The organism is Lepagella muris, from assembly GCF_004793975.1.
Classification (GTDB): Bacteria; Bacteroidota; Bacteroidia; order Bacteroidales; family Muribaculaceae; genus Lepagella; species Lepagella muris.
In genome coordinates, this window is the sequence record NZ_SRYB01000008.1 from 24,173 (window position 1) to 37,685 (window position 13,513).

Below are 13,513 nucleotides of genomic sequence, written 5' to 3' on the forward strand. Positions count from 1 at the left end.
TACTGATGAAGACTTTCAGACGAGGAGGGATACACCCTCCCGAAAATAAACTCACAAACGATTGTCAAATAACGGAGTTACCCCTCCCAGGCGAACTGCGCGTGATGCTTGCCCAATGCATCGGAGCGCCTCCACGCCCCACCGTAAAACCGGGCGACCGCGTGGCTTGTGGCGATCGCATAGTCGAGGTTACAGCCTTTGTCAGCGCACCGGTGCATTCTCCGGTCAACGGCATTGTGAAAAAATTGGAGCCTACGCGCACCCCGCAAGGCATCTGGCAGGATTCCATAGTGATCGAGCCGGATAAGGAGAATCCCATCTCCTACCCGGAGCCACGCACTAAGGAGGAGACCGATGCCCTCTCGCCGAAAGAGATTGTAGAGATCATCGGGGATATGGGTGTGGTCGGACTCGGTGGTGCCACATTCCCCACCCGCGTGAAGCTCAGCGTGCCGGAAGGAAAGAGCGTGGATTATCTTCTCATAAACGGGGCGGAATGTGAGCCATGCCTTACCTGCGACAACGCGCTGATGAAGGAGCATCCCGAAGAGATAGTGGAGGGCACACTGCTGCTCATGCGTGCCGCCGGAGCCGAGAAAGGGATATTCGGCATAGAGGAGAACAAGCCTGATGCCATAAAGGCAATGAAAGCCGCCGTAGCCGGAAAGCCTCAGCTAAGGGTGGTGACTCTCAAAAAGAAATACCCACAAGGGGGTGAGAAACAGCTCATATTCGCCACCACGGGGCGCATCGTCCCCGCCGGCGGACTGCCGATAGCCACGGGATGCATCGTCGATAATGTGGCGACGGCATACGCCGTATATCAGGCGGTGAGACTACGACGTCCGCTGACGGATAGAGTCGTGACCGTCACCGGACCCGGACTCTCAAATCCGGGTAATTTCCTTGTGAAGAACGGCACATCGCTCAACGACATACTCACATTCGCCGGAGGGCTCCCCGACGACACGGGCAAGATTATTGCCGGAGGTCCGATGATGGGACGAGCCATATCCGCTACCGATTCATCCGCCACAAAGGGTCTGTCCGGACTCGTCGTCCTTCCTCATGATGAAGCCCTAAGAAAACCGGAGGGACCATGCATCAGATGCGCACGATGCGTCGGAGTATGCCCGATGGGGCTGGAGCCTTACCTGCTGATGCTTCAGGCCGACGTCAAGAGATGGGATGATATGGCGCAACGTGGGGTAATGAACTGCCTTGAATGTGGAAGCTGCACATATATATGCCCGTCAAACCGTCCACTCCTCGACATGATTAAACTCGGCAAACAGGAACTACGCAAGAAAAAATGATTATGAACAAACTGACCATATCGCTCTCTCCACATATCCATTCCTCGGGCAGCATCGACCGCTGCATGTGGAACGTAGTAATAGCCATGATGCCGGCTCTCGCCGTGGCTATCTGGACTTTCGGACTCCCCGCACTCTGGGTGACGCTCGTCAGCGTGACGGCATGCCTCCTGACGGAATGGCTGATCACCAGATATATGCTCCACCGCCCGTCAACGCTGACAAACGGTTCGGCTCTGATCACCGGCATACTGCTCGCCTTCAACCTCCCATCGATTCTACCGCTCTGGATGGTAGTGATCGGCGCGATCATCGCCATCGGTATAGGAAAGATGAGTTTCGGCGGACTCGGATGCAACATCTGGAACCCTGCCCTCGTGGGGCGCGTCTTTCTCCTGCTCTCCTTCCCGGCAGCCATGACTACATGGCCCTCCGGTGTAGAATCCGGATTCGATGCCACGACCGGCGCCTCCCAACAGGCTGACGCATCATCGGGCGCGACCTTGCTCACCCACCTCAATGCCGGCGACACCTCCCTCGCCGACTACAATCTCCTCGACATGGCGACAGGCAACATCAACGGTTCGCTCGGCGAAGTGGGCGGCATAGCCATACTCATAGGTCTCGCCTACCTGCTCCTGACAAAGACCATCACCTGGCATATCCCGACGGCAGTCATAGCCTCAGCCGCCCTCTTCTCTTGGGCATTCGGCGGCAACCCGCTCCTCGACATCTTCGCCGGAGGTCTGCTCCTCGGAGCCGTATTCATGGCTACGGATTACGTCACCTCACCCATGACCCACAAAGGACAGCTCATATTCGGAGCCATGATCGGACTCATCACTATCATCATACGCCGCTATGGCGCATATCCGGAGGGTATGTCGTTTGCAATACTTCTGATGAACAGCTTCGTGCCGCTCATCAACAGATATTGCCGTCCGACGATATTCGGAGAAAAGGAAAGGAGGGCACAGGCATGAAGAAACTGGCATCAACACTCCCCAACATGATTCTCTCCCTCGGAATCATCACCATAGCATCCGGCGCACTACTCGGCTGGGTATATTCCATCACAAAGGAGCCTATCGCGCTTCAGGCAGCCGCACAGCAACAGGCGGCAATAGCGGAAGTGGCACCCGCTTTCGACAACAATCCGGAGGCTGACAAATGGGAGACTGAAATCAACGGAGTCCCATTCACAGTCTATCCCGCCTACGACGACGGTAAACTCGTCGGTGCTGCTGTAAAGGGCAGCTCAATGAACGGATTTGCCGGAGAGATCACCGTAATGTGCGGATTCGAGGCTGACGGCACCGTGAAAGACTACCGCGTGCTCCAGCAGGCGGAGACCCCCGGATTAGGCACAAAGATGGAGCCATGGTTCCGCGACCCTGCCGGAGCACGCTCAGTGATCGGGAAGAATCCGGCATCCACATCCTTCTTCGTCACCAAAGACAGCGGCGGAGAGATCGATGGAATCACGGCGGCGACCATCTCGTCACGCGCATTCCTCGAGACCATGCGCAACGCCTACGAAGCTTACCGCAATTATGAAAAGAATAAATCCAATTGATTGTGATAGATATAAAATGAAGATATAAAATATGAAAAGATATTGGAATATATTCTATAACGGCATCATACCGTCGAATCCGGTATTCGTGCTCCTGCTGGGTATGTGTGCCACCCTCGGCACCACCTCCTCTGCCTACAACGGATTGATGATGGGGATTGCCACCGCCGCAGTGCTGATCTGCTCCAACGTGGTGATCTCGCTGATAAAATCCCTTGTGCCCGACAAAGTGAGGATCCCTGCCTTCATCGTGATCATAGCGTCATTCGTGACCATTCTGCAGCTTGCCGTCAACGCTTGGCTACCGGCACTCAATGCCTCGCTCGGCATATTCATCCCGCTCATTGTAGTGAACTGTATCCTTCTCGGGCGTGCCGAGGCATTCGCAAGCAAGAACTCCCTTTTCGCCTCATTTCTTGATGGCGCGGGATGCGGAATCGGCTTCACATTCGCGCTCGTCCTGCTCGGAGGCACCCGTGAGATTCTCGGCACCGGAAAAATCTTCGGACTCACCATCTTCCCCGAAGACTACGGCATGCTACTCTTCGTGCTCGCCCCCGGCGCATTCCTCGCTTTGGGCTATCTCATCGCAATCGTCAACAAAATACGTAAAACCTGCTGACCATCATGCTGACATACATCTCAATAATAATCACCGCGATATTCATCAACAATATCGTATTCTCGCAGTTTCTCGGCATCTGTCCATTCCTGGGCGTATCCAAGAAGACAAGCTCTGCGCTCGGTATGGGTGCGGCAGTCACGTTTGTCATCACCATAGCCACCGTGGTGGCGTGGCTGCTTCAGACCTACGTGCTCAATCCTCTGGGGCTACAGTTCCTTCAGACCATAGTGTTCATCCTCGTCATAGCCTTCCTCGTGCAGCTTCTCGAGATAGTCATGAAGAAGACAGTGCCGTCGCTCTATCAGGCATTGGGAGTGTTCCTTCCGCTCATCACCACCAACTGCGCCGTGCTTGGCGTGGCAATCCTCGTGATTCAGAAAGGCTATAACCTCATGGAAGCACTGACCTACGGCATATCCACATCAATCGGCTTCACCCTCGCCCTCTGGATCTTCGCAGGCATACGCGAGCAGCTCGAACTCATGCCGCTCCCACGCGCCATGAAAGGGGTGCCCATCGCGCTTATATGCGCAGGCATACTCGCAATGGCATTCATGGGATTCTCCGGAATAAAAATAGGATGATACAGCAGACAGAAATCTCCTCTGTTTTTCAATATATTAGACAATCAGCTTAATATTTAGATAAAAAAACAGACAGATAAATTTGCAAGTTTCACAAAAAGTGGCTAACTTTGCAACGCTTTTCGGGAAGAGACCTTGCGAAGCCTTTAGTGGAATCTTCTCGATAAAGCAACATGGTGGATGTAGCTCAGTTGGTTAGAGCGACGGATTGTGGTTCCGTAGGTCGTGGGTTCGAGCCCCATCTTCCACCCCATTAAGCTGAATCATCACGAGAAAGCTGTATGGTGGATGTAGCTCAGTTGGTTAGAGCGACGGATTGTGGTTCCGTAGGTCGTGGGTTCGAGCCCCATCTTCCACCCCATTAAGCTGAATCATCACGAGAAAGCTGTATGGTGGATGTAGCTCAGTTGGTTAGAGCGACGGATTGTGGTTCCGTAGGTCGTGGGTTCGAGCCCCATCTTCCACCCCACAAAAAAAGCCGGATTTTATCCGGCTTTTTTCATACCCCTATCTCTGCTCCACCTTATCCAACGCTTGCGCAAGATCCGCGATAATATCATCGATATGCTCCGTGCCGATACTCAATCTCACCGTGGAAGGCGTTATATGCTGCGCGGCAAGCTCCTCTTCCGAGAGCTGAGAATGAGTGGTAGTGGCAGGATGTATCACCAGGCTCTTCACGTCAGCCACATTTGCAAGCAATGAGAATATCTCCAGAGAATCTATAAACTTCCAAGCCTCGTCCTTTCCACCCTTCAGCTCTATCGTGAAGATACTTGCGCCACCATTAGGATACAGACGCTTATAGAGCTCATGATCCGGATGCGACGGCAAAGAGGGATGATTCACCTTCGCCACCTTCGGATGCTTCGACAGGAACTCAACCACTTTCAACGCATTCTCCACGTGCCTCTCTATACGGAGAGAAAGTGTCTCCACACCCTGCAAAAGGATAAACGCGTTGAAGGGGGATATGCACGCACCCGTGTCGCGGAGCAAAACCGCACGTATCCTCGTGACGAAGGCAGCCTTACCGGCTACGTCGGCAAATATTGCGCCATGATAGCTGCTGTCTGGCTTTGCCAAGGTCGGGAATTTATCCGCCTCCGCTTTCCAGTCAAACGTGCCGCCGTCGACTATCACGCCGCCGAGACTCGACCCGTGACCACCGAGGAATTTTGTGGCTGAATGCACCACCACGTCTGCCCCATGCTCGATCGGACGGATGAGATAAGGGGTGCCGAACGTATTGTCTACGATCAACGGAATGCCGTGGCGATGGGCTATCTCAGCCAGACGGTCGATATCTGACACATCGGAATTAGGATTGCCGAACGTCTCGATGAAAAGCACTTTCGTATTCTCACGTATCCCCCTTTCAACCGCATCGAAATCACGCACATCGACAAACGTCGATTCTATGCCACGCGACGCAAACGTATGGGCGATGAGATTATATGAGCCGCCGTAGAGATTATCGGCTGCCAGGATATGGTCGCCGTTACCGACGATATTCTCCAGAGAATAGCTGATGGCAGCCGCGCCGCTTGCCACTGCAAGACCTGCCACACCACCCTCAAGGGCTGCCACCCTATCCTCAAGCACACCTTGCGTGGTGTTGGTAAGGCGTCCGTAGATATTGCCGGCATCACGGAGTCCGAAACGGTCTGCCGCATAATTCGAATTACGGAATACGTAGGAGGTGGTCTGATAGATAGGCACTGCGCGTGCATCTGTTGCGCTGTCAGGTTGCTCTTGACCTACGTGAAGTTGAAGTGTCTCAAAGTGTAATTTCTTATTTTCCATATCTGTCATATTTTTGTTATTTTCTGACGCAAAGTTAGAATCATAAAAATTAAATTCCAACAACAATCAATAATTTAGATATTTTTTCTAATTTTGCATCATATTATAATAAAAATATTCCTGTATGACACCCGACGAACTTCAAAACGCAGAATTTTTATCCTCCACTCCACACGACAATCCACGCCCATCCTCCACAATATCCCTCGACAATACCGACTACCGTATCCTGCAGATGCTCCAGAAGGACTCACGCATCACCAACAAACAGCTTGCAGCTGCAGTCCACCTATCCCCCACGCCTACCTTCGAACGCGTCAAGAAGCTCGAGCGCGAAGGGTTCATAAAGAGATACACCGCCGTGCTCGACGCCGAGCGGCTTGCATGCGGATTCATTGTGTTCTGCTTTCTAAGGATGAAACAACATTCCTATGAAAACGGCATCAAGATTATGGAGGCGGTGCAGAATATTCCGGAAATTGTGGAATGCTTCAATATCTCCGGCGATTATGACTTCCTCCTGAAGATACATACTTCCGACATGAAATCCTATCAGAAATTCATACTCCGCATTCTCGGTGACCTCAACTGCATCGGATCTATAAGCAGTTCTTTCGTGCTCGGGGAAGTGAAATCGGGCGGTGAGATACCACTTCCTATCCAAGATTAAATATATATATGCAAGAGACGACCGATTTCGCAATCGGTCGTCCCCAATTCCTTATTCAATAATACTTTTAAATCTAACCAAACATCATGAAACGATTTTCTGATATTATTACAATCCGGGATACAAAATGGTTCACAAGATTCCTATATTTTCATCAAAAAAGATATTCCACTAAAATCACGGATTGAAACCATATATTACATTATTTAAGGTTTAATGTTTATGGTTTATGATCATTAAATTTTGTATAATGAAAAGATTCGTGGATTTTCGTGAATCTTAAACCTTAAACTATAAACTTTAAACCACTGAAGTGCAGCTTGCGAAACTTCAGTTACATTATTCCAGAATTTCGTTCACCCTTGCCTGTACAGCGGCATAATCCTTACCAAGTTTAGCCTGACGCACCGGATTATCACCATAATCACCATGGATCACCTCCATAGCCTCACGCTCGATACGGGCCTGATCTGACTCCGACACTTTTGCTGAAGCCTTCTCCTTTACAGGCTGCACCAGACCGCTACCGCTTAATTCCTTATTCGCGCTCATCATTCCGGCTCCATTGACATCATCATCCGACGTGACAATCTCAACATACTCATAGACCGTACCGCCGGAACCCTTCTTCTGTCCATTGTCTGCCAAGGCATACGCCTGACGGGTATCACTCCTTACCGACAGTGGAGAATCATGCTTCCCAACAAACATAGCTATCAGCACAGCCACCGCAAACACTCCGACAATACCGAGCAGCCATGCGCCACCCTTAACGGCATTGTTCGACATCCTCTCATCCGGAGACGACGGGCCATTATCAAACATCTCAGCCTCTTCCATCTCCGAGATATCCCTACGGTATTCATCCTTCGTGCTATCGCACCCACATCCTATATTTTTCTTAGGATCCTCAAATGTTTTCATAATCTAATTATTTTTAAGGTGGAACAATATTGGAATTTATGTGATAAAAACAATCGGCACACCCCTTTGGTTACACCCGCCCTCACAAAAAAAGTTAATAATCACTCCATTTACATACTCCACCCTCCATCCACCACAAAAAAACACCACAAAAAAGGCGCACAGAATCAATCCATGCGCCAATTATTATATATTACTTGTTACTTGTCACTTGTTACCTGTTAAATGTTACTTGTCACATACGTGCGTCGCACGTCACTCGCCGTGCCGATAACCCACTTCCCTCCGGGCAGATAAGAAATCAGTAGGCAAGAAGCCCAGCAGCTCAAGAACGTGCAGACAGCGATAGCCGGGATCGCCGTCATCGACGGCAATTCCATATCACCCTTAAGGAAAGACGTCCACATACCCAACCAGAATATATGAATCAGATACATGCCATAACTGAGATTCGAGATCTGAAATATGATACGCGGAGTCTCCGCCTTCTGTATGCAGGTGAAGAGAAGAAAAGCGCCGGAAGTGAGCATAAGACAATTGATTGTGCAAAACGACCATCCGATCTCAAGCACGGGAGTCTCATGAATCACACCAGGCACCGCCTGTATATAGAACGAAAGAATAGTCCAAACAGCACCCACTACAGTCAGCACACTACCGATCACCATACGTTTACGAATGCTCCAATCAAGATGCACACGTATATAATGGGCAAGCACAAGATAACCCAAATAACCGGAGAAATACCAAAGAGTGTGAAACTCATTCCAGAAACACTGTCCCCACACTTCGCCACACCAACGGTTAAGATAAGGCATACAGGTAGAGATGGCAAAAAGCAAGATAAAGAAACGCTCCTCCTTCGCTGTAGCCTTTGCAAGCCACGGAGAGATCATCGGGATAAACAGATAAAGACCGATAAGCGGATACATAAACCAGAGATGACCTGCCAGCGTCGGGAAATTAAGCAACGCACGAGAGAGATCATGAGCAGAAGTGGCACCATCAATCTGATTCCACAGCATCGGAACAGTGCTATAAAGAATAATAAAAATAAAGAACGGAGGGAGAATCCTCACCGCACGCCGGCGATAAAACTCCATAGCCGACTGCCCCTCCCTCATCGGCACAAGAAGAAAAGCCGACACAATCATAAACAACGGCACCGACATACGAGAAAAACCGTCATACAACGACACCCAAAGACGGTCCGACTCCGTAAGAAGCAACGACTGTGGACCCGCCATATCGGTAGATCCGGGTGCCCCATAAAAATTCTCCGCCGCATGCACCAGCATCACGAGGAAACACGCGAACACCCTGATGTAATCAAGAAACACGATACGTTTCATAATAGAAATTAGATTTTAGTTAGATAATTTTCCACAAAGATAATACATTTCCCCAAACAACCATCCACACACCCCAAAAATCGGCAAACACCATCACACCTTTGTCCACATCACACACAATCCTAACAAAAGCGATGGCGTCCGGTTTCACAACCGGGCGCCATCTGTTTTCCATAATACTTTTCTAACTAACCTAACATCATGAAACGATTTTCACTATTATAGACAATCCAGTACCCCATTTGGTTCACACCCGCCCCAATTTTTTCAAAAAAATTTTCCACAAATAAAAAAACATCCTGTGCATGATGTATTTTAAACCTTTTCTCCATCTCTTGGTCTTTATTTTGTATTTAAATTGAACTTAAACCCTTGGTGAGTGGTATGCCGTCATTACGCGTTACCCGGATTCCGACACACCAACTAAATTCTGCTATGATATGAAGACAATACGGCTCCTGCCGTGTGTGTGCATTCCTCTGATCGGGGCATCCGCCTGGGCTGCCGATATCAAAGGACGCATCACCGATGCTGACGGAGAGCCTCTCCCCGGAACCGCCATACAGCTCGTCGCTCTCCCCGACACCGTGAGAAAGGGATACCAAATGGCTGGCGACAACGGGAGTTTCTCTTTGAAAGACATAAAACCGGGCAAGTATCTCCTACTCGCAACCATGACCGGAATGGAGGATGTAAGCCGCAACATCGAGATAAAGGATCCCGACCAGAAGATCGACCTCGGCAACATCACACTGCATGAAAGTGCCATCACGCTAAACGAAGCCGTAGTGACTGCGGTGAAGGCGGCTGTCGTGGCAAAACAGGACACAATCGAATTTAACGCAGGATCATTCAAGACCGCCCAGAACTCCACCGTCAACGACCTCCTCAAAAAGCTACCCGGCGTCGAGGTGGATGCCGACGGAGGTATCAAATCAAATGGCAAGAGCATTACGAAGATACTTATCGACGGCAAGGAATTTATGGGCGACGACCCGCAGATGGCTACAAAAAACCTTCCATCCAATATGGTCGATAAGGTGCAGGTGGTCGACAGGAAGAGTGACCTCGCCCGACTCACCGGAGTCGACGACGGAGAGGAGGAGACCGTAATCAACCTTACCGTCAAGAAGGAGATGAACAACGGCTGGTTTGGCAACGTATCCGGCGGATACGGCACCGACGAACGCTATCAGGGCAGTTTCACCGTAAACCATTTCAACCAAGGGAATCAGATAATGATCTTCGGCGGACTGAACAATATCAACGACAACGGTTTTGCCGACGGCGGACGTGGTCGGTTCAGCTCTTTCGGTGGCAATGGCGGAATAAGCACTGCCCAGCGTCTCGGCATTCAGTTCAATGTCGGCAAGGATGAGATATTCCGCGTGGGCGGCAACATCAACTATTCCCACACCGACCGCATATCGCGCAGCAAGACCTCAACACAGAACATCTTCGCCGATTCCACAAGCTATCAGGATGCCGGATCAAGAGTGCAGGACAAGGGACACAACATCAACACCGACCTACGTATGCAATGGAAAATCGATGAGAACAACACAATCGATTTCCGTCCGCGCTTCAGCATGAACTTCCGCGAATCGGAGAGCCAGGATTCCGCCCTGCTACGTGCCGGCGACCCCAATCTCACGAAGGTGAACCGCAGCATCAACGCCCGCACAAACAAAGGGAAGAATGTGCAGGCGAGCGGCAACCTCATCTATAACCACAACTTCGCAAGCCGTCCCGGACGCTCCTTCAGCGTGCAGGCTCAATATTCATTCTCCAACAACCGTCAGAAATCCACCACTTGGAGCGACATCATCTACTACCTGCTAAAAGAGGAGGACGGCAACGACGATAATGAGCTGCTCTACCGCTTTATCGACAACCATTCATGGTCGAACAACGTGCAGGGACGCATCTCATGGTCCGAACCCCTCGGTGACGTCAAGAAAGGCAATTTCCTCAATTTCGTCTACCGCATCAACTACAGATGGAACAATGCCGACAAACTCACGTATGATCTCGGCGACCCGGATAACCCCGACAATTTCTTCCCGCCGATGCTGACGGAGGTGCCGGCTGATGCCATCCTCGACAACACACTGAGCAACAGTTTCCGTAATGATTTCTTCACCCAGGAGATTCAGGCGGGATATAAGAAGGTGTCGAAGACGTTCAATCTCGACGCCGGAATCCTCTTCTCCCCGGCAAGCTCGAAGAGCGAGGATCTCATCAACTCCGCCCGCAACATTCCGGAACGTTGGGTATGGAACGTATCCCCCTTCGCCAATATGCGTTATAAATTCGGCGAACGCTCCTCGATACGCGCCACCTACCGTGCACGCACGTCGCAACCATCGATGAATCAGCTGCAACCCGTCGCCGACGTCTCCAACCCGCTCAACATCGTCATAGGTAATCCCGACCTGAAGCCCACCTTCACCCAGAACGTCGGATTCCACTTCAACGATTTCCGGATGGAATCGCAGCAGTCGCTATTCGCAATGGTCAACGCATCTTTCGCATTAAATACGGTAGTGTCGAAAACCGTCACAGACCGCGAGACCGGCGGAAGAACCACGACATATACCAACGAAAACGGTAATTTCAACATATTCGGCATGGGTATGATATCACGCCCGTTCACCAATAGGAAATGGCGTTTCAACACCCGCATGCAGGCCCGCTACGCGGCATCTCCCGGCTACATCAACGGAGAATTCAACCGTTCCGGCAACCTCTCCCTATCCCCCGCCGCCGGAATAACCTTCTCCAGCGATATCTTCCAGATGACCGTAAACCCCAACTATTCCTACAACCGGGTCAGCAACACGCTCCCCAAGCAGGCGAACCGCAACACCCATTCCTACGGATTCACATCTGATGCAGCCCTCTACCTCCCCTTCGGACTTGAACTGACCACCGACCTTTACTTTGCCAATACATCCGGCTATTCATCCGGATTCGACTCAAAGCAATGGCTATGGAATGCACAGATCTCCTATTCCTTCCTCTCCGACAGGTCGCTTACCCTCTCGGCAAGAGCCTACGACATACTCGGACAGAAGAAGAATATCAGCAGGTCAAACACTGCCATGGCAATCGTCGACAGCGAATACAACGACTTGACGCGCTACGTAATGTTCAGTCTGACATGGAATTTCAACACACTCCGCAAGAAAGGGAAAGGTCCTAACGGTGAAGATATGTTCGGACCCGGCATGCCTCCGCCGGGTGAGCGTGGCGGTCACGGCGGACGTGGCGGACATGGCGGTCCACCCCCAAGAAGGTTCTGACCCAAACCATAAACTTAAATGGTTTAAGGTTTAATGTTTATGGTTTATGATCATTAAATTTTGTATAATGAAAAGATTCGTGGATTTTCGTGAATCTTAAACCTTAAACTATGAACCTTAAACTATAAACTATAAACCATAAACCATAAACCATAAACTATAAACCCCAAAAAATTGTTAAACAGGTGTCGTCCCTCTTCCGTGAAGGCGACACCTGTTTCTTTATCCACTATACCTATCCCCTCCTCCTTATAATAATATGAGAAGACTCCCGATAACAGCACTCCTTGCCGTCGCGCTCTCCGTATCGGCTTGGAACGTGAAAGAGAAATACGACGGTCCGAAGACCCCCACCACCGACATCGCATGGCATCCCGACATACTTCCCGGCTACGAAGCCCGCTACGTCAACCAGGGAGAGGCATTCGATGGTCCGTGCCGTTCCACCATCATCCGGAAGATGTGTAAGGACAATTCCTCGAAAGCATTCCTCTACATCCACGGATTTAACGACTACTTCTTCCAGTCGGAAATGGGTGAACGGTTCGTCGACTCCGGCTACAACTTCTATGCCGTTGACCTGCGCCGCTACGGCAGGAGCCGTGAGCCATGGCAATACCCTTTCAACATACGCGACCAGAAAGAATACTTCGCCGACATCGACTCAGCTCTCAGCCAGATACGCCGCGACGGTAACACCGACATAACCCTCGGCGGACACTCCACAGGTGGTCTCACAGTAGCCTACTTCGGAGCCGAGAGAGGCAAGGATGTAGGCGTAGACAGGATTGTGACCGATAGCCCGTTTCTTGAATGGAACTTCTCATCATTCATGCGCAACATCGCCATACCTACCGTAGGCTTCTTCGGCAAGATATTCAAGAACGTGAAGATCAATCAGGGGCATTGCGACGGCTACGCCTACAGTCTGCTGAAAGAATATTACGGAGAATGGACCTACGACACCGACTGGAAGATGGTCTACTCTCCTCCGGTGACCGCATCATGGTTAGGAGCCATCAACACGGCACAGAGCCGACTGATGAAAAAGAGCAAGGAGATTGCCGTGCCCATCCTCGTGATGCACAGTAGCCGCAAGATTGAAGGTTGCAACTACACCCCCGACTTCCAGACCGGCGATGCCGTGCTCGACCCAGCCATGATCCAGAAACGCGGCGAACGACTCGGCACCAACCCCACCGTCTGCGCCATCGACAGCGGACTGCACGACCTCATCCTCAGCAGTCCCAAAGCACGCGAAGCCGCCTACGACACCCTCTTCACCTTCATCCGCACCCACTGACCCCTCCCCCACCCACTAAACAATAAAAATTTCTTTTATTTCTTTCATTTCT

General features: G+C 50.8%; 11 protein-coding genes and 3 tRNA genes. 11 read left to right on the plus strand and 3 right to left on the minus strand.

Features of this window, described 5'->3' with window-relative positions:
* Nucleotides 1–5 precede the first annotated feature (5 nt).
* The 8 genes from rsxC to E5331_RS07130 all read left to right on the plus strand — a co-directional run bounded on the left by rsxC (nt 6) and on the right by E5331_RS07130 (nt 4,570).
* Nucleotides 6–1,316 (plus strand): electron transport complex subunit RsxC, encoded by a 1,311-nt coding sequence (rsxC, locus tag E5331_RS07095; RefSeq protein WP_123483119.1) that lies wholly within the window; start codon nt 6–8, stop codon nt 1,314–1,316.
* 2 nt (nt 1,317–1,318) lie between these two features.
* Nucleotides 1,319–2,299: an RnfABCDGE type electron transport complex subunit D gene (locus E5331_RS07100; RefSeq protein WP_123483148.1), complete on the plus strand. Its 981-nt coding sequence runs from the start codon at nt 1,319–1,321 to the stop codon at nt 2,297–2,299.
* A complete protein-coding gene (locus tag E5331_RS07105; RefSeq protein WP_123483118.1) occupies nt 2,296–2,892 on the plus strand; it encodes an RnfABCDGE type electron transport complex subunit G in 597 nt (198 codons plus the stop codon). The genes E5331_RS07100 and E5331_RS07105 overlap by 4 nt, the downstream gene beginning before the upstream one ends.
* Before the next feature lie 31 nt (nt 2,893–2,923).
* Nucleotides 2,924–3,514 (plus strand): electron transport complex subunit RsxE, encoded by a 591-nt coding sequence (rsxE, locus tag E5331_RS07110; protein WP_123483117.1) that lies wholly within the window; start codon nt 2,924–2,926, stop codon nt 3,512–3,514.
* A gap of 8 nt (nt 3,515–3,522) precedes the next feature.
* The gene (rsxA, locus tag E5331_RS07115; RefSeq protein ID WP_123483147.1) at nt 3,523–4,101 is read left to right on the plus strand and encodes an electron transport complex subunit RsxA; all 579 of its coding nucleotides are present in this window, start codon (nt 3,523–3,525) and stop codon (nt 4,099–4,101) included.
* A 176-nt stretch (nt 4,102–4,277) separates the two neighbouring features.
* Nucleotides 4,278–4,354 (plus strand) — tRNA-His (locus tag E5331_RS07120).
* Nucleotides 4,355–4,385: 31 nt separating this feature from the next.
* A tRNA-His gene (locus E5331_RS07125) sits at nt 4,386–4,462 on the plus strand.
* A 31-nt stretch (nt 4,463–4,493) separates the two neighbouring features.
* A tRNA-His gene (locus tag E5331_RS07130) sits at nt 4,494–4,570 on the plus strand.
* A 38-nt stretch (nt 4,571–4,608) separates the two neighbouring features.
* Here E5331_RS07130 and E5331_RS07135 read toward each other — a convergent pair.
* Complete coding sequence (locus E5331_RS07135; protein WP_135986274.1) at nt 4,609–5,907, minus strand: O-acetylhomoserine aminocarboxypropyltransferase/cysteine synthase family protein; 1,299 nt, start codon at nt 5,905–5,907, stop codon at nt 4,609–4,611.
* Nucleotides 5,908–6,031: 124 nt separating this feature from the next.
* On the opposite strand from E5331_RS07135, the gene E5331_RS07140 reads away from it, so the two are divergent.
* Nucleotides 6,032–6,577, plus strand: a complete 546-nt coding sequence (locus E5331_RS07140; RefSeq protein WP_123483116.1) for an Lrp/AsnC family transcriptional regulator — start codon at nt 6,032–6,034, stop codon at nt 6,575–6,577.
* Between the two features lie 339 nt (nt 6,578–6,916).
* Here E5331_RS07140 and E5331_RS07145 read toward each other — a convergent pair whose 3' ends face one another.
* Nucleotides 6,917–7,501, minus strand: coding sequence for a hypothetical protein (locus E5331_RS07145; RefSeq protein ID WP_123483115.1), 585 nt, complete (start codon nt 7,499–7,501; stop codon nt 6,917–6,919).
* Between the two features lie 221 nt (nt 7,502–7,722).
* On the minus strand, nt 7,723–8,853 hold the full coding sequence (locus tag E5331_RS07150) for an acyltransferase (protein WP_135984699.1): 1,131 nt from the start codon (nt 8,851–8,853) through the stop codon (nt 7,723–7,725).
* A 440-nt stretch (nt 8,854–9,293) separates the two neighbouring features.
* Here E5331_RS07150 and E5331_RS07155 point away from each other — a divergent pair, with 440 nt between their 5' ends.
* Together E5331_RS07155 and E5331_RS07160 are read left to right on the plus strand one after the other, a co-directional pair.
* Nucleotides 9,294–12,158 carry an outer membrane beta-barrel protein gene (locus E5331_RS07155; protein WP_135984701.1) on the plus strand — a complete coding sequence of 955 codons (2,865 nt, stop codon included), beginning with the start codon at nt 9,294–9,296 and terminating at the stop codon, nt 12,156–12,158.
* A 259-nt stretch (nt 12,159–12,417) separates the two neighbouring features.
* A complete protein-coding gene (locus E5331_RS07160; protein ID WP_123483112.1) occupies nt 12,418–13,461 on the plus strand; it encodes an alpha/beta hydrolase in 1,044 nt (347 codons plus the stop codon).
* Nucleotides 13,462–13,513: the final 52 nt, after the last annotated feature.

What these genes read in the sequence shown, in the direction of transcription:
- E5331_RS07100 (WP_123483148.1), top strand. Translation starts at nt 1,319, where the DNA reads ATGAACAAACTGACCATATCGCTCTCTCCACATATCCATTCCTCGGGC.
- E5331_RS07135 (WP_135986274.1), bottom strand. Translation starts at nt 5,907, where the DNA reads ATGGAAAATAAGAAATTACACTTTGAGACACTTCAACTTCACGTAGGT.
- rsxC (WP_123483119.1), top strand. Translation starts at nt 6, where the DNA reads ATGAAGACTTTCAGACGAGGAGGGATACACCCTCCCGAAAATAAACTC.
- E5331_RS07160 (WP_123483112.1), top strand. Translation starts at nt 12,418, where the DNA reads ATGAGAAGACTCCCGATAACAGCACTCCTTGCCGTCGCGCTCTCCGTA.
- E5331_RS07155 (WP_135984701.1), top strand. Translation starts at nt 9,294, where the DNA reads ATGAAGACAATACGGCTCCTGCCGTGTGTGTGCATTCCTCTGATCGGG.
- E5331_RS07105 (WP_123483118.1), top strand. Translation starts at nt 2,296, where the DNA reads ATGAAGAAACTGGCATCAACACTCCCCAACATGATTCTCTCCCTCGGA.
- rsxE (WP_123483117.1), top strand. Translation starts at nt 2,924, where the DNA reads ATGAAAAGATATTGGAATATATTCTATAACGGCATCATACCGTCGAAT.
- E5331_RS07145 (WP_123483115.1), bottom strand. Translation starts at nt 7,501, where the DNA reads ATGAAAACATTTGAGGATCCTAAGAAAAATATAGGATGTGGGTGCGAT.
- E5331_RS07150 (WP_135984699.1), bottom strand. Translation starts at nt 8,853, where the DNA reads ATGAAACGTATCGTGTTTCTTGATTACATCAGGGTGTTCGCGTGTTTC.
- E5331_RS07140 (WP_123483116.1), top strand. Translation starts at nt 6,032, where the DNA reads ATGACACCCGACGAACTTCAAAACGCAGAATTTTTATCCTCCACTCCA.